Source organism: Bacillus sp. SN32 (assembly GCF_002837495.1).
GTDB classification, from domain to species: domain Bacteria; phylum Bacillota; class Bacilli; order Bacillales; family Bacillaceae; genus Bacillus; species Bacillus subtilis.
Genome location: NZ_PJCT01000001.1, coordinates 403,659 through 420,374, shown reverse-complemented (window position 1 = coordinate 420,374; position 16,716 = coordinate 403,659). Strand labels below are relative to the sequence as shown.

Below are 16,716 nucleotides of genomic sequence, written 5' to 3'. Positions count from 1 at the left end.
GAACAGCTTATTTTAGCAAGATACGTTAATATAGAGGTGACATCATTTTTAAGGGGGAAATCGCATGACAAAATACATAGGATATGTGGGAACATATACAAAAGGCGGAAGCGAAGGAATTTATTCATTTGAGCTTGATACTGAGAAAAAAGCATTGAGCGAGCCAAAGCTGGCCGCTAAGCTGGGCAACCCGACATATGTGGCGCCGAATAAAAACAACACCATCCTTTACTCCATCGAAAAAGCAGACGGCCAAGGCGGAGTTGCTGCCTATCAAATCGATAAAAACAGCGGCGAATTGACATTTCTGAATCATCAGTTAATTGATGGCCCTTCGCCATGCCACGTAAGCGTTGATGATCAAAATCAATTCGTACTGACTGCCAATTATCACAGCGGGAAGGTACACGTTTTTCCGGTTCAGGAAGACGGCAGTTTGCAATCACCTGTTTCAGAGGCCGCTCACACAGGAAGAGGGCCGCACGAAAGACAAGAAAAACCGCATACACACTACGCGGGGTTCACACCTGAACACAATTATGTGGTAGCGGTTGATTTAGGTATAGATAAGCTGTACACCTATAAGATGAAAGACGGCGTATTGACTGAATCCGGAAGCCATTCCTTCGCTCCCGGTGCAGGACCTCGCCATATCGCTTTTCATCCGAAAGAAAAATACGCTTATGTCATGACAGAATTAAGCAATGAAGTGATTGCGCTTGAATACAACCCGACAGCCGGCGAATTTAGAGAAATCCAAGTCGTTTCTGCCATCCCTGATGATTTTACAGATAACAGCCAGGGAAGCGCAATTCATGTCACGCAGGACGGACGTTTTGTTTATGTCGCAAACCGCGGCCATGACAGTATCGCCGTATTTGAAGTGAATCAATATTCAGGAGAGCTGGCTTTCGTAGAAAGAGTGTCGACAGAAGGAAACTGGCCTCGTGACTTTGTATTTGACCCAACGGAAGGGTTCCTCGTTGCTTCAAATGAAGAAACAGGCAACCTTGTCTTGTTTGAAAGAGACAAAGAAACCGGCCGATTGACACTCCTCCCATCAACGGTTTCTGTCCCTTACCCGGTTTGTGTAAAGTTTTTACATCAAGTATAAACAAATGGAGTGGCTCTAGCAAAAAGGAGCCACTCTTTTTATTTATCTCACTTTTTCCTTCGTTTCAGCATTTCGATACAGATGGCAAGCGACAAAACGGCCGGGTTCGATTTCTTGAAGCTGGGGACGAGATTCCCCACATTCAGGCATCGCCTCCGGACAGCGGGTCCGAAACACGCAGCCGCTTGGCGGATTGACCGGGCTCGGCAGCTCTCCTTTTAAGAGAATACGCTCACGCTTGTCCTCCAATTCAGGATCTGGAATCGGAATCGAGGACAAAAGCGCCTTTGTATAGGGATGGAGCGGTTCACGATACAAGGTGCCGCTCTCTGTAATTTCCATCATGTGCCCTAAGTACATGACACCGATCCTGTCACTGATATGCTTCACCATCGAAAGATCATGGGCAATGAATAAAAACGTTAGCCCTTTCTCTTTTTGAAGCCGCTTCAGCAGGTTGACCACCTGCGCTTGAACAGAGACATCAAGTGCAGAAATCGGTTCGTCCGCCACGATAAATTCAGGATTCAGCGACAGTGCTCTCGCAATCCCGATTCTCTGCCTTTGCCCGCCGCTAAATTCATGCGGATAACGGCTGCCAAAATCGGGGTGAAGCCCAACTGCCTCAAGCAGCTCGTCCACGACGAGAAGCCGTGCTTTATGGGTATTGTAGAGATTATGAATCTCCATCGGCTCCAAAATAATTTCTCGAACGGTCATGCGCGGGTTAAGTGAAGCATAAGGGTCCTGAAAAATCATCTGCAGTTTGCGGTTGAAGGCAAACTGCTCTTTTTCACTCAGTGCATGAAGATTTGTGCCTCTGTATATCACACTTCCTTCTGTCGGCTGATAAAGGCGCATCAGCACTCTCCCCAAGGTTGATTTCCCGCACCCTGATTCCCCGACTAGCCCGAACGTTTCTCCTTCACGAATCTGGAAGGTGACCCCATCGACGGCTTTAACTGTTCGCTTTTTCCCTGCGTCAAAATGCATTTTTAGCTTGCTGACCTCTAACAAAGGCAGTGGCGTCATTTGTCTCCCTCCTTATTCTGAAAAACAGCGGCGCACCGCACATAATTCTTTTTCATAGATTGTCTCTTTTAATGTGAGGATTTCGATTGATTTCCCTGTCTTTGGAGAATGCAGCATTTTCCCGCCGCCTACATACAGACCGACGTGATGAATCGCTCCTTTTCCTTCCTCATAAGCAAAAAACAGCAGGTCACCAGCCTTCATATCATCAAGCGGGACACCCTTCCCCGCCTTAGCCTGATCTCCCGCATCACGGGGGATGCTATATCCATTCGCCTTAAATATACTGTACATAAATCCGGAGCAATCAAACCCAAACCCGCTGATCCCTCCCCACAGGTAGGGAAGGCCAAGAAAAAACGCACCCGTTTGAATGATGTCTTCAGCAGTCCCTTTCTGTTGGCTGACAGGCACTGCATCACTTTGCCTCACAAACCTTTCCCCAAAAACGGTCGAAACCTTAAAATATCCGTTTTCTTTTGCAATGAAGGGGAGAACCGTTAAAAAGCTTAATTCGATCTCCTTTTCCCCATTGCTTCTGTACAAAAAGGCAGCAGGTTTGCTGATCATCACATCGTGTTGTGTATGGATGGGCTTTGTTTTTTCCAGCTGGTACTTTTTCATCCAGCCCGGGTATCCGCGCGGATCCTTTCGGGATGGCTGGCTAGGCACGATCACAGAAACCCATTCCCCCTGTTCCGCCGTCACAAGTACCTTTTCGCCAAAGAGAACCTGAGTTTGGATTACATTGTCTGTACATAATCCAAGCCGTTCATCATACGTCATGCGCTCCAGCCAGTCTCTGATCCTTACAGTCGGTTGAAGCATGAATTGATCAGACGGACGAGGTGAATCAGGCGCTGTCCAGATGTTGGCCACTGCTGATATGACAGTGTGCATCATTGCTCTTTTTCCCCTTTCAAAAGCGCAGCCCCGATGATTCCGAGGCCCGGTTTGCCAGGCATCGAAATCGTGCTGCCGCTATATGTTATGCCGCCTTTGAATACATCTGTTTTCAGCATCAGCGGCGCGTCAAAATCAAAGCGCGTGATGTTTCTCTTGCTTGCCGCAAAATGCGCCGCGGCCGTAATGCCCAGCTTCGTTTCGATCATGCTGCCGACCATACACTCCACCCCGCAGGCCTCCGCCATGGCATTAATTTTCTCTGCTCCGCTAATGCCGCCCGCTTTCATCAATTTAATATTGATCAAGTCTGCGCTCCGGGTTTGCAGAACTTCGAACGCCTGGCGCGGTGTAAAAACACTTTCATCAGCCATAATCGGCGTATCTGTTGCATCTGTCACCTTTTTAAGCCCAGCGAGATCATCTTTATGGACAGGCTGCTCGACAAGCTCAATGCCTAGACCCGCATCCTCCATTTTCCGAATGGCAGTTACCGCTTCCTTCGGCCTCCACCCCTGATTAGCGTCTAAACGCAGTTTCACAGCTGATCCGACACGTTTTCTGATTTCCTGGATACGGGCGATATCTGTTGCAATATCATCTTTTCCGACCTTTATTTTCAGCGTTTGAAAGCCTTGTTTGAGATAATTCTCGGCATCAGCTGCCATCTCTTCAGGTGAGTTGACACTGACGGTATAATCTGTTTCCAGCGTATCTCGATATCCGCCAAGCATTTGATAAAGCGGCAGCCCGCACATCTGCGCCCAGCCGTCGTATAGCGCCATTTCTACAGCAGCCTTCGCGCTCATATTTCCTGTAAGAAGATGCTGGATGTCGTGCAGAACGGCCTCACAGCCCGCCAGGCTTTTTCCAAGCAATGCCGGCTTCAACACATGGTGAATGGCACTTTCAATGCTATCCATGCTGTCTCCTGTAATCACTAACGTCGGGGGTGCTTCTCCCCATCCGACTGCACCGCTGTCATAAGTAATCCTTACTATGACTGATTCAGCCGTATACACAGTGCGAAGCGCGGTTTTAAACGGCTTTGTCAGCGGAACGGCGATTCGGCTTGTTTCGATTCGAATGATTTTCATGTCTTCAGCGCCCCTTCTGAAACGCCCGCCTCTATTACGACTGTTTTTTCTGCTGTATTCATAGCAGCTTTCGCACCGATCGGAACGGCAATACTTGGCGAGCAGTGGCCGATTTTAAATCCTCTCAGAGCGGGCCTGCCCGCAGATATAATATAGTCTTCCAGCACCTGCTCAAGCGAGAGAGACTTCTCTCGCTTCACCGGGACACAATTGTGAAAATCACAAACTAGAATTCCCGCCGCCTCCGTCAGCTTCCCCGCCATTTTCAACTGATTCAGCATTCGGTCGATTTGATAAGGCTCCTCGTCAATATCTTCAATAAACAGAAGCTTTCCTCTCGTATCAATTTCAAATGGCGTGCCCAGTGTAGACGTCAGCAAAGACAGATTTCCCCCGACAAGCTCGCCTTCCGCTTTTCCAGGAACAAGCTCGGTCAGCGGAGAAAGCTCTTCTGTATAGGTGAATTCCGTCTCCTGGAAGAGCTGCTTATATGACGCTTTTGTCAGCGGGTGAACGTCGTCAAGGCCAATATCCGTGCTGAGCATCGGGCCATGGAAGGTGACAAGACCTGTGTTTTGATGAATGGCAGTATGTAAAAACGTAATATCGCTGTATCCCCAAAAGATTTTAGGGTGTTTGCGGATCAAGCTGAAATCAATGCCCGCGGCGATACGTCCTGTCCCAAAACCCCCGCATGCGCACAACACTGCTTTTACCTCATCGTCTCTGAACATCTCATGGAGATCCGCCAGCCGCTCATCATCCTGTCCCGCTAAATAGCCGTGCTGGTTTTTCAGTGCCTTGCCCAACTTCACCTGAAGACCGAGCTCTTCTAAAAATAAAAGCGCGGTGTCAAGCTTTTTTGGATCCGGCGGACTTGCAGGCGCGATCACTCCGACTGTATCACCCTTTTTCAGCGCTTTCGGCTTGTAATTCAACGAAAACACTCCTTTCATTTGCTCTGCACCCTACGTATACGTGCAAGAAAGAGAAAAAATACCGCTCCTTCGCATAAAGAAGCAGTATTTCCTCAATCACCTCCATCAGTTTTTATCTGCCCATTTTAAATCGATATAGCCGACAGGGTGACGGACAATTCCTTTTACTTGTTCATTTTGCAGGTGAACCTGATTATAAAAATAAACCGGAATGACCGGCGCTTCATCGATGAGCAGCTTTTCAGCTCGATGCATAAGAGAGAACCGTGTTTTTTCACCGGCTTCATTTTTTGCCTTTTTGATCAGCTGATCGTATTCTTTATTGGCCCAGCCTGTGCGGTTCATCGAATTTCCCGCTTGGAAGGCTTCCAGAAAACTGATAGGGTCTGCATAATCAGGCAAAAATGAGCTTTGAGAGAATTGGAATTTCAGCGCTTTTTGATCCTCTAAAAATACGTTCCATTCCATATTGGCCAGCTTCACATCGACTCCAAGGCTATTTTTCAATTTTTGCTGAATAGCTTCGGCAATCTTTTTATGCTCCGGCTTTGTGCTGTAAGTAAGCGTGATCGCAGGAAGCTTATTATAGTTTTCTTCCTTCATGCCCTTTTCGAGCAGCTGCTTCGCTTTGCTTTCGTTAGGCTTGATCAGGTCTCCGCCTGCTTCACGGAAATCTTTGCCGTCAGGCTGCGTAAACCCAGGCGATACAAAGGCGTGCGCCGGTTTTTCATTATTTTTCGTGACGTACTTTACAATTTCCTCTTGATCCACAGCCATCGCAAAGGCTTTTCTGATGTTTTCATTTTGGAACGGCTCCATGTTGACATTAAATCGATAGAAATAGAGACCCGCCTGGTCAACAATATTGACGTTATCCTGATCAAGCAGCTGATCACTCAGCTCAGCAGGGACATAAGCGGTATCAAGTTCCCCTGATTGAAACATCTGGTAATCTGTATTTCTGTCACTGACCATCGCCCATTTCACCTTATCAAGCTTCACTGTATCTTTATCCCAATACGTGTCGCTTTTCTCCATTGTGATGCTGTCATCATGCTTCCATTCCGTTAACTTAAACGGGCCGTTTCCGACAAATGTACCCGCCTCAGCAAACCACTTTGGATTGTCTTTATCGACCTTTTCATTTACCGGAAAATACGCAGGATTGGACACAACGCTCAGAAAATATTTTTGCGGTGCTTCCAATGTAACTTCAAGGGTTCGATCATCCTTTGCCGTCACCTTCACATCGTCTTTTTTCCCTTTCCCGCTGTTATATGCTTCGCCGCCTTCAATAAAATAACCTAGGAATGCCGATGAAGCGCCTTTTTTCGGATCAAGCATCCGCTTCCACGCGTATTCGAAGTCTCCGGCTGTTACAGGATCTCCGTTTGTCCATTTCGCATTTTCCCGAATCGTAAATGTGTAAGTTTTATTATCTTTCGAAACAGACCATTTCTCCGCCATTGCCGGCTCGGGCTCATGATCTTTGCCAAGACGCGTCAGCCCCTCCATGATGTTATTTAACGGCTGCCATGACACATTATTAAAGCCGATCGGCGGATCGAATGAAGTCGGTTCATTTTCATTATTTACATACAGCACCTTTTCTCCGCTGGTTTTTGCCTTATCATGACTGCCTTCTTTTCCGGCCTGTTCATTTGCTGTGCACCCCATCAGCGCAAACGAAAGTCCTAATGCAAGACCCATGCCCCATAGCTTTTTCACTCGTTTCATCCTCTTCCCCCTTTTCATGTTCAATCCTTCGCATCTCCTGACAGCACCGCATGCTCTGCTCGTTGATCCTGCAGCCAGCAGTTGACGGTGTGCGAGTCAGATCTGATCGTCTGGCCCGGGTACACCCTGTCACACACAACCATCCTGTTCGGACAGCGAGCGGCAAACGGGCAGCCCGGCGGAGGCGAAAATAAATCCGGCGGCGTTCCGTCAATCGGGGTCAGCTCAGCGCCATCTAAATCCAGCCGCGGGACAGAGCCCAGCAGGCCTTTTGTATATGGATGCTGCGGCTGATAAAAAATATCTTTTCTTGTGCCGATTTCCGCCATTTTCCCGGCATACATGACTGCGACTCTGTCAGCTACCTGGGCAACAACCCCTAAATCGTGCGTAATCAGAATGACAGACACATTCGTTTTTCTCTGAATCTCTTTAAACAGCTCTAAAATCTGTGCCTGAATGGTTACATCCAGGGCGGTGGTCGGTTCATCCGCAATTAAGATATCAGGCTCACAAATCAGCGCCATCGCAATGACAATCCGCTGTCTCATACCGCCGCTGAATTGGTGGGGATATTGCTTTAGGCGCTCTCCGGGATCTGGAATACCAACCAATGACAGCATGGAAAGCACCTCTTTCCGTGCCGCTTTTTTGCTCATTTTTTTGTGGCGCAATAGCGCTTCCCCCAGCTGGTCGCCGACAGTCAGCGTAGGGTTTAACGCCGTCATCGGGTCTTGAAAAATCATAGAAATGTCGGCTCCCCTTATACCTCTCATTTCTTTGTCAGAGAGACGGCAAAGGTCTTTGTTTTTAAATAGAATGCTGCCGTCTGTCACCTTCGCCGAATAAGGCGGAAGCAGGCCCATGATGCTTTGGGAGGTAACGCTTTTGCCGCAGCCGGATTCGCCGACGATCGCAAAGGTTTCTCCTTTATACAAATCAAAGCTCACCCCTCTGACCGCCTGAACCGTCCCGCCGTAAGTCGTAAAAGACACGTGCAGATTTTGGACTGACAGAACTTTTTTCATACAGCTACCTCCTCAGCTTAGGGTCAAGCGCATCCTGCAATCCGTCCCCCAGCACATTAAACGCGTACATCGTCAGAGATATGAAAAAGGCCGGAAAAAACAGGCGCCACCAATGCCCAGATAAAATCGTAGGCAGGCCGTCATTCGCCATCACGCCCCAACTTGCAAACGGAGCCTGTATGCCGAGGCCGAGAAAGCTTAAAAATGATTCTGCGAATATGGCGGCAGGTACGGTTAATGTCATTTGTACGATGATCGCTCCCATAGTATTCGGCAGCAAATTCTTCCGGATGATGCGAAAGGTTTTCGCGCCAAAGGTTTTCGAGGCGAGTACATATTCATAATTTTTAATCTGAAGCACCTGGCCTCTTACAATTCTCGCCATGCCGACCCACCCGGTCACAGTAAGCGCCACAATAATCGTGCCCAGTCCCGGTCCCATGAGCACCATCAGCAAAATGACAACAAGCAGATACGGCAGTCCGTACAGCACTTCGATAATCCGCATCATAATGCTGTCAATCCTGCCGCCTTTATAGCCGGCAACGCCTCCGTAAATGACACCGATCAAAAAATCAATCAGTGCTGCCATCACGCCGACAAACAACGAGATTCTCGCGCCATACCATGTCCGGGTAAACACATCCCGGCCGAGTTCATCGGTGCCGAACCAATGATCGGCTGAGGGCGGAAGATTTTGTTCTGTCAGCGATTGGCGTACGACACTATGGGGCGATAAAAAGGGCCCGATAACTGCCATGACAAAAAGAAATAAAAGAATAAAGAGTCCGGCCATCGCTAATTTATTTTTTTTCAGCCTCCTCCAGGCATCCTGCGTGTATGACAAACTCGGCCGCTTGACCGAATCGGCTTCCCGATTTTTTTCCTGATTCGAGACAAACCACTCATCAGGCACCTGATTGTGCTGTTCTGGCTGACGTTTATCCGTTTGTACAGGGAGATTCACACGCTTCACCCTTTCTTATGCAGTTTAATGCGCGGGTCTAAGAGACCGTAGGCCAAATCGACCAAAAACAGCATGATAATCAGAATGACGCTGTAAAAAACGGTCGTTCCCATAATCACGGGGTAGTCCCGCTGATTAATGCTTTCAACAAAATATTTTCCCATTCCCGGAATGGCAAAGATTTTTTCAATGACAAAGCTTCCTGTTAAGATGCTGGCGACGAGTGTGCCCAGGACGGTAATGACGGGCATGAGTGCATTTCTGAGTGCGTGTTTTACGATAATTTTGAACGGAGAAAGCCCTTTTGCTTTTGCTGTGCGGATATAATCCTGTGTCAGAACTTCGACCATGCTCGACCGTGTCAGCCTGGCAATGATCGCCATTGGCCCTACAGCAAGCGCTGCGGTCGGAAGCACCATATGAATCGGGCTCGTCCATGTCGCAGCGGGAAATAGTTTGAGATTGACAGCAAATTGCTGAATGAGCAATGTTGCCAGAATAAAATTCGGGATGGAGATGCCGAGTACTGCAAGACTCATCGCGGCGTAGTCCAAAAAGCCATTGCGGCGGAGTGCAGCAATTACGCCCAGCACCAGCCCAGAAATCACAGCAATGACAATCGCTGTCATCCCAAGCTCAAAGGAAACGGGAAATCCGCGTTCCAGCATATCATTTACGCTGTCCGACGGTTTTTTAATTGAAGGTCCGAAATCGAATGTAATGATGGATTTTAAGTAGAAAATGTATTGGAAAATGAGAGGATCGTCTAAGTGATAGTAGGCTTCGAGATTTTTTTGAACGGCTTCATTTGTGCCTCTCTCCTCGTTAAAAGGAGATCCGGGAATGACCTTCATGAGAACAAAAGTCAGGGTGGTAATCACCAAAATCGTAGCTGCCATTGCCCAAAAACGCTTTATCATGTATCGCGCCAAAGCCTAAAACACCCCTTTAGCAGAATGATGTCCGCATCGCAAGCTCAGTCATGACAAGCATTGCCTGATAGGCTTCAAGCATGTCCTTCGCCTGAAATTGAACGGTTGTAGTTCCCGTCTTGATTTCCGTTCCCGGCATCAGATTCGCCCATTCTGCTTGGCCATAATTGGCGAATTCAATGCTCAGAACCGGCCTGTCAGGCGGTGTGAGCGGCTTGACTTTGTCCTTGTTTTGCAGGGCAAATGCGGTTTTTTCTGTCAACAGCCGTCCGGCTTTCGCAGGCGACAAGCACTTCACTGCGGATCTTGAAATGGTTTGTTTGACTGCGGCTGTCGTCACGTTCGGGATAAGCTCTTCCGCTTCCTTTGCCGCCCGGTCATCCCCGGCTACCATTAATACCGGGACATCATAATAACCGGCAACGTATGCATTTAATCCAAGCTCACCGACAGGCCGATCGTTTATGTAAAAATGACGGACACCGAAAATCATGCTGTGTGACATGACACCGGGAGTCGAGGCTCTCGCATGATAACCGAGAAACAAAGCGCCTGTAAACGTATCATCCAGTCCCTCCACCATTGAAAATGGTTTGACGTCACCAGAAATCAAGTCTGCTTCAGGGTGAAGCTTTTCAACCATCAGATTATTCATCTTCGAATGACTGTCATTGACCAGCACCTCGGTACACCCGCTGTTAAACGCTTCAGCAATACAGTAGTTTGCTTCTTCAGTCATGATAAGCCGTCCGCGTTCATAATTCCGCTTGCCGGAATCCACAAAGGTATCGTCCGGAAGACCCGAAATACCTTCCATATCTACTGACATGTACAATTTCATAACGCTCCTCCTTTTTTACTAAATTATGAATATTCTAACAAATTATATTAAAAAAAGAGGAAAAATGCAATATAACTGGGAAAAATCTCAATCATTCAGTGATAAAAAAAGAATCCTCTTTCAAGGATTCATGTTTGTTTACCAACCTGTTCTGTAAGCAGTTCATATTTTTTCAGGGTTCTTTCAAACACCTCATCAAAAACGTCCGGCACAGAGGCGTGTATCACCTCAGCTCCCTCTCCCGTTATTCCGCCTTTGGTTGCAACACGTTCCAGCGTCTCCTCGAAAGACATATTTTTTTCGATCAGCATCTTGCCAGTTCCGTATAGCGAATGAATCAGAAAATCAAAGGCTTCTTCTTTGGACAGGCTGCTGTTTCTGACGGCAGACAGTGCCAGCTCTTCAAAGATTGCAGCTATGAATCCCGGTGCCGAGCTCGTTAAATTGCTGGCCGCATCAACATTCGATTCTTTGATTTCCCGTACACGGCTGAAAACCGATAACAATTCATTCAGACGTTCTTTTTTCTCTGCAGCCAGTGCTTCACTGTGAACGACAAGTGAGATGCCGGCTTCTGCTTCGGACGTAATGGCAGGAATAACACGTGAGATACCCGCTTCTGTTTCTGCCTCCAAAAGACGTAGCGGCACACCGGCAGCTATGGATACGATGTGAGTATTTCTGTTCACATACGGGTGCAGACGGCGCATTGTTTCGATGACATGGAGCGGCGGGACGCATATCAAAATCAATTGGCACGTATTTGCCCAATTCTCCAACGGATCAGCCGATACGTTTGGATAATCTGACATGAGTGCCCGCAGCCGCTCCCCCTTCGTTCTCGTCTCAATAAATAGCTCATTCTCTTTTATTTGTTCATGTTTCAACAGCTGTCTGGCGATCATATCCGCCATGCTGCCATATCCAATCAATCCAATCTGTTCCATCGACTCAGTCCTTTCATATACAATATGAAGTGTACCGTTTTCCGCACTTTTTCACAATTTCCCATAATCTTTTCATTTTTATCCCACAGTTTTTGTTTATGATAAACTCAAGTCATAAACCTATCAATATAAATAGACATGTGAAAATAGAGAAACGGAGTGAACATGATGGATAACTATCGTGATGAAAACAGAACGAAAGGTAATGAGAATGAGGTCTTTTTAACGAAAGAGAACGATCAGAGCGCCTCCTACTCGGCCCGCAATGTCATTCATGATCAGGAGAAGAAAAAACGAGGATTCGGATGGTTCAGACCGTTGCTTGGCGGAGTGATCGGCGGCAGTCTCGCCCTTGGCATTTACACGTTTACACCGCTTGGCGACCATGATTCTCAGGACACTGCAAAACAATCATCCAGCCAGCAGCAAACGCAATCTGTTACAGCAACAAGCACCTCCTCTGAATCTAAAAAAAGCTCATCAAGCTCAAGCAGCTCATCTGCATTCAAGAGCGAGGACTCTTCTAAAATCTCAGATATGGTAGAAGACCTTTCACCAGCGATTGTCGGTATTACAAATCTTCAGGCACAATCAAACAGCTCTTTGTTCGGCTCTAGTTCTTCTGATTCCAGCGAAGATACAGAAAGCGGTTCAGGGTCAGGTGTCATTTTCAAAAAAGAGAATGGCAAGGCTTATATCATTACAAATAACCACGTCGTGGAAGGGGCATCATCACTGAAGGTATCTTTATATGACGGCACTGAGGTTACTGCAAAGCTGGTAGGCAGTGACTCGTTAACTGATTTAGCCGTCCTCCAAATCAGTGATGACCACGTCACAAAAGTGGCAAACTTCGGTGATTCATCTGATCTCAGAACAGGCGAGACCGTTATTGCGATTGGGGATCCGCTTGGAAAAGATCTGTCCCGCACAGTAACACAAGGAATTGTAAGCGGCGTGGACAGAACGGTTTCAATGTCTACATCAGCCGGCGAAACGAGCATTAACGTCATTCAGACAGACGCAGCAATTAATCCAGGTAACAGCGGCGGTCCTTTGTTAAATACAGACGGCAAAATTGTCGGCATTAACAGTATGAAAATCAGTGAGGATGATGTTGAGGGTATCGGATTCGCCATTCCAAGCAATGACGTAAAACCGATTGCTGAAGAATTGCTGTCTAAAGGACAAATTGAACGTCCATATATCGGTGTCAGCATGCTTGATCTAGAACAAGTGCCGCAAAATTACCAAGAAGGCACACTCGGCCTGTTCGGCAGCCAGCTGAATAAAGGTGTTTACATCCGTGAGGTCGCTTCAGGCTCTCCTGCTGAAAAGGCCGGATTAAAAGCGGAGGATATTATCATCGGCCTAAAAGGTAAAGAAATTGATACAGGCAGTGAATTGCGCAATATCTTATATAAAGACGCAAAGATCGGTGATACCGTTGAAGTGAAAATTCTCCGAAACGGCAAAGAAATGACGAAAAAAATTAAACTGGATCAAAAAGAAGAGAAAACTTCGTAAGACATAATGCCTCAGGCCGCAAAAGCGGTCTGAGGCTTTTTATTAGATAAAAGACCTAATTGCTCTATGAAACTTTCTGACGAGATATCCGTATATCATACAGATTGACATCATTCTCATCAGATGCTAGAAACATCGTTTGCTAGGAGGCATGAACATGAAAACCGTGGGACTGAGTATGATCTGCGCAGGATTGGCTTTTCTTTTGCTGAGCTTTCTTCTCTCTGAATCGACGTTGACGTGGGGAATTGTATTGGGTACCAGTATTCTATTAAACATAACTGGTACGGCTCTAATCATGCGTTTCTTAAAAGCCCCCCAATATAACAGCTGACATGCAGCAAAGCCGAGGACGAAATCTTTAAGTTTTGCTGTTTTTATTTCAGCATGACTGAACCGCAGTACAAGCTCACAATCTCTTCTTTACCCAATTTCCATATATCTATCAACATCTTTTGCTTTAGATCGTGCTCAGAACATAAAAACCCCCTGTCCGTAACGGACAGGGGGTTTGAGGTTATGACATATGCTGGTCTCTATAGAGTCTTTTATTTTCAATTCCATACGATTTTTGGACGATGTAAAGCGGCCTGTCTTTGGCTTCATCGTAGATTCTGCCGATATATTCGCCGATCACGCCCAAAATCAGAAGGACAATGCCGCTGAACAGGAGCTGGATCACAATAAGTGATGACCAGCCGGTAATCGTGCTGTCTGTGAATAGCTTCAGATACAGCACGATAAACATATACAGAAATCCAGCACCTGACATTAAAATCCCCGCATAGCTTGCCAGCTTCAGCGGTTTATGTGAAAATGTCGTGATGCCGTCCATTGACAGCTTCAGCATTTTCTTGAGCGGGTACTTTGTTTCTCCGGCAAGCCTTTCATCACGTACATACTCGACCGCTGTCTGTTTAAAGCCCACCCAGCTGACTAGCCCTCTTACAAATGGATTTTTTTCTTTTAATCTCTTCATTTCATCACAGACTTTTCTGTCCATGAGGCGAAAATCCCCCGTATCAATCGGGATATCAATATCTGTCATACCGCTGAGAAGCCGGTAAAACATAGCCGCGGTTTGTTTTTTGAAAAAGGTTTCCCCTTTTCGTTTAGTCCGCACGGCGTACACGACCTCATAGCCTTCCTTCCACTTTTCAATCATATCTAAAATCAGTTCAGGAGGGTCCTGCAAATCGGCGTCAATGACGACGATTGCATTCCCCTGTGCATAATCCATACCCGCCGTAATGGCGATCTGGTGTCCAAAATTCCTTGAAAAATCAATAATTTTCACTCTCGGATCGATCAGGCTGTGCTCTCTTAAAATCTCAATACTGCGGTCTTTGCTGCCATCGTTGACAAAAAGCAGCTCGTAGTTTTCCTTCGTTTGATCCATGACCTCTTTTAAGCGCTGATAGGTTTCATGAATGACAAGCTCTTCGTTATACACAGGTACAACAATTGAATATTGAATATGTCTGCTCATGTTTTTGCCTCCTATTCATCAGCATGTAGTTCGTATAATGTTGCTGACTGATTCATTCCGCCAGGTCCGCCCATTTTGCCGTTTTCACCTGAAGCCTTGCTGCTTGATGTATCAGCTGAATCAGTATTTTCTGTTTTTTGATCAGAACTTGATTGCCATTTTTCTGATGCTACTTCTTTTCCATTTTTCTCAACCCATTCAACAATGTCATTGTTTCCGCCTCTTCCCATTCCAGAAGCCAAGAAGTATTTCACTTTTCCTTCTTTTACAAGTTTTTTGAATTGAGTCAGTGTGATTGCCGGGTCAGAACCGCTGTATCCGCCAATAGCCATGACAGCTTTTTTCGTTTTAATGATATATGGTGCCGCTGTGTTCGAATCGGTTGTGGCGAATAGGTATTCAGCTCCGGAGTTATTCTCCTCTAGATATTTGATCAGTTTTTCATTTACAGTCGCATCAGACATTCCCATGCCTTTTCCGCTCATTGATGCGAGCTGAGGGCCTGTTTCAGGCAGTGAGCTGTTGCCTCCGTACAGAAGTGGCGTACTTGCCCAATAAATCGGCATCACCAGCAATGCGAGGAGAGCTGCAAGTGAAACATAATAACTGAACGGTTTTTGGCGCTGTTTAAACAGCAGCAAAGCAATCGCTGACAACACGCCGATAACACCTACCCCGATACTCCATCCAACACCGATTTGATCGTTGTAGTTTCTGAGAATAAACAATTCAAATCCAGTTGTCGCAATAATTGCTCCTGGCAAAAGCCATGCTTTCCAGCCTGTCTGATTGCGATACAGATGAACAAGGGCAACCCATCCCGCACCAACAAGAGCCGCAATCGGCGGTGCCAGCATGATGAGATAATAATGATGGAAAAATTCTGCGACACTGAAGAATCCGGCAATCGGTACAAGCCACGCAACCCAGAACACCGTTTCCTTCTGCTCTGCAGATAATCTTCTTCTTTCTCTCGCGCCTGCGATCAGTAAGCCTGCGATTCCAAATATCGCAAATGGCAGAAGCCAGCTGATTTGATCAGATAACTCTGTTTGGAAAAGCCGCAGTGGACCAGGTGTTCCCGTTCCAAACATCCCTGAACCTGATTGCATTTTCGAACCGGTTCCTGTACCGCCTTTCCCTTCGTCTCCGCCAGGTCCGCCTTGGCCGCCATCTCCGCCGCTTGGAGGGCTTCCTTGACCGCCGCTTGGCATTTGGCCATTGGATGGAGGTACCGTCATATTGCCATTTGAGGATTTACCATCGCTTGATGAGCTGCTGCCTGATGACTGATTAGGCGGTGCTTGAGTGTTATCAGAAGAAGACATTTCTTTTGAAGCGTCTTTGTTTGGCGCACCCTGGCCGCCGCCGGAATTTTGGCCTGTCAGCCGCTGAATCCCGTTATATCCGAAAGCCAATTCCAAAACAGAGTTGGTCTGACTGCTTCCGATATAAGGCCGCTTGCTTGCAGGGATATTGTCGACAATGAGCGGCCACGATAACGAAACGGCTGCTAATACGGCTAACGCACTTACCAATGAAACGATTTTTTTCTTGATTGTGGCGTTTGCCGCAATCAGATAGAACAATAAGAAAGCCGGTAAAATCATGTAAGCCTGCAGCATTTTTGTATTAAAACCTACTCCAACAACGAAAAATGCTGCTAACAGCCAGATCAGCTTTCCTTTTCTGATCGCTTTAAAGAGAAGCCATGTAGCAAGCAATAAGAAAAATACCAGTAATGCATCAACATTGTTTGTACGTGCTACAGCTACAGCAATCGGTGTACATGCCATAATGAAAGAGGCAATTCTTGCTGCTGTCTTACCGAATGTCGATTTTATTAACAGATACATTAAAAGGACAGAACCTACACCAGCAAGTGCCTGAGGCAGGATGACGCTCCAGCCGTGCATACCGAATATAAGTGCGCTGATGGTTTGTATCTGGAATGTAATGGGCGGTTTATCAACCGTTATAAACCCCGCCGCGTCGAATGAGGCATAGAAAAAATTATGAAAGCTTTGCATCATACTTGTGACTGCAGCGGTGTAATAAGGATTCACCGTATCATCATTCCAGATGTTATAGATATTTAAGAATGCAGATGCGAGCAAAATGAGGATGAGGAAAATATCCAGCTCGCGTTTTTTCTTTTCCACTT

15 protein-coding genes are annotated in these 16,716 nt (G+C 46.7%); 3 read left to right on the top strand and 12 right to left on the bottom strand.

The features are described 5' to 3' along the window. Positions 1 to 64: 64 nt before the first annotated feature. Positions 65 to 1,114, top strand: a complete 1,050-nt coding sequence (gene pgl, locus CW370_RS02335) for a 6-phosphogluconolactonase (RefSeq protein WP_024573560.1) — start codon at positions 65 to 67, stop codon at positions 1,112 to 1,114. Positions 1,115 to 1,156: 42 nt separating this feature from the next. On the opposite strand, the gene CW370_RS02330 is transcribed toward pgl, so the two are convergent. From CW370_RS02330 to proG, 10 genes are all read right to left on the bottom strand, one after another. After that, positions 1,157 to 2,146: an ABC transporter ATP-binding protein gene (locus tag CW370_RS02330; RefSeq protein ID WP_024573561.1), complete on the bottom strand. Its 990-nt coding sequence runs from the start codon at positions 2,144 to 2,146 to the stop codon at positions 1,157 to 1,159. A gap of 12 nt (positions 2,147 to 2,158) precedes the next feature. Continuing rightward, on the bottom strand, positions 2,159 to 3,049 hold the full coding sequence (gene eepC / locus CW370_RS02325; RefSeq protein ID WP_024573562.1) for a gamma-D-glutamyl-L-lysine dipeptidyl-peptidase: 891 nt from the start codon (positions 3,047 to 3,049) through the stop codon (positions 2,159 to 2,161). Beyond that, complete coding sequence (gene ykfB / locus CW370_RS02320; RefSeq protein WP_029946644.1) at positions 3,046 to 4,146, bottom strand: L-Ala-D/L-Glu epimerase; 1,101 nt, start codon at positions 4,144 to 4,146, stop codon at positions 3,046 to 3,048. The genes eepC and ykfB overlap by 4 nt, the downstream gene beginning before the upstream one ends. Then, positions 4,143 to 5,102 carry a S66 peptidase family protein gene (locus CW370_RS02315; protein ID WP_003232606.1) on the bottom strand — a complete coding sequence of 320 codons (960 nt, stop codon included), beginning with the start codon at positions 5,100 to 5,102 and terminating at the stop codon, positions 4,143 to 4,145. Before CW370_RS02315 ends, ykfB begins: the two co-directional genes overlap by 4 nt. 87 nt (positions 5,103 to 5,189) lie before the next feature. Then, complete coding sequence (dppE, locus tag CW370_RS02310) at positions 5,190 to 6,839, bottom strand: dipeptide ABC transporter substrate-binding protein DppE (RefSeq protein ID WP_080263064.1); 1,650 nt, start codon at positions 6,837 to 6,839, stop codon at positions 5,190 to 5,192. A 2-nt stretch (positions 6,840 to 6,841) separates the two neighbouring features. Then, entirely contained in the window at positions 6,842 to 7,849 is a 1,008-nt protein-coding gene (gene dppD / locus CW370_RS02305) for a dipeptide ABC transporter ATP-binding subunit DppD (RefSeq protein ID WP_024572320.1), read from the bottom strand. Positions 7,850 to 7,853: 4 nt separating this feature from the next. After that, positions 7,854 to 8,816, bottom strand: coding sequence for a dipeptide ABC transporter permease DppC (dppC, locus tag CW370_RS02300; RefSeq protein ID WP_024572321.1), 963 nt, complete (start codon positions 8,814 to 8,816; stop codon positions 7,854 to 7,856). A gap of 5 nt (positions 8,817 to 8,821) precedes the next feature. After that, positions 8,822 to 9,748 (bottom strand): dipeptide ABC transporter permease DppB, encoded by a 927-nt coding sequence (gene dppB / locus CW370_RS02295; protein WP_003245446.1) that lies wholly within the window; start codon positions 9,746 to 9,748, stop codon positions 8,822 to 8,824. A gap of 16 nt (positions 9,749 to 9,764) precedes the next feature. Then, positions 9,765 to 10,589: a D-aminopeptidase DppA gene (gene dppA, locus CW370_RS02290; RefSeq protein WP_014479576.1), complete on the bottom strand. Its 825-nt coding sequence runs from the start codon at positions 10,587 to 10,589 to the stop codon at positions 9,765 to 9,767. A 128-nt stretch (positions 10,590 to 10,717) separates the two neighbouring features. Then, positions 10,718 to 11,536 carry a pyrroline-5-carboxylate reductase ProG gene (gene proG / locus CW370_RS02285; RefSeq protein WP_029946432.1) on the bottom strand — a complete coding sequence of 273 codons (819 nt, stop codon included), beginning with the start codon at positions 11,534 to 11,536 and terminating at the stop codon, positions 10,718 to 10,720. A gap of 168 nt (positions 11,537 to 11,704) precedes the next feature. Here proG and htrA point away from each other — a divergent pair, with 168 nt between their 5' ends. Beyond that, the gene (gene htrA / locus CW370_RS02280; RefSeq protein WP_041344803.1) at positions 11,705 to 13,063 is read left to right on the top strand and encodes a serine protease HtrA; all 1,359 of its coding nucleotides are present in this window, start codon (positions 11,705 to 11,707) and stop codon (positions 13,061 to 13,063) included. Positions 13,064 to 13,220: 157 nt separating this feature from the next. After that, on the top strand, positions 13,221 to 13,397 hold the full coding sequence (locus CW370_RS21400) for a hypothetical protein (RefSeq protein WP_032680700.1): 177 nt from the start codon (positions 13,221 to 13,223) through the stop codon (positions 13,395 to 13,397). 183 nt (positions 13,398 to 13,580) lie between these two features. Here the strand turns inward: CW370_RS21400 and CW370_RS02275 are convergent, their stop codons facing one another. Both CW370_RS02275 and CW370_RS02270 read right to left on the bottom strand, forming a co-directional pair. After that, complete coding sequence (locus tag CW370_RS02275) at positions 13,581 to 14,552, bottom strand: glycosyltransferase family 2 protein (protein ID WP_015715747.1); 972 nt, start codon at positions 14,550 to 14,552, stop codon at positions 13,581 to 13,583. Positions 14,553 to 14,563: 11 nt separating this feature from the next. Continuing rightward, positions 14,564 to 16,714: a glycosyltransferase family 39 protein gene (locus tag CW370_RS02270; protein ID WP_029946431.1), complete on the bottom strand. Its 2,151-nt coding sequence runs from the start codon at positions 16,712 to 16,714 to the stop codon at positions 14,564 to 14,566. Between the last annotated feature and the right edge of the window lie 2 nt (positions 16,715 to 16,716).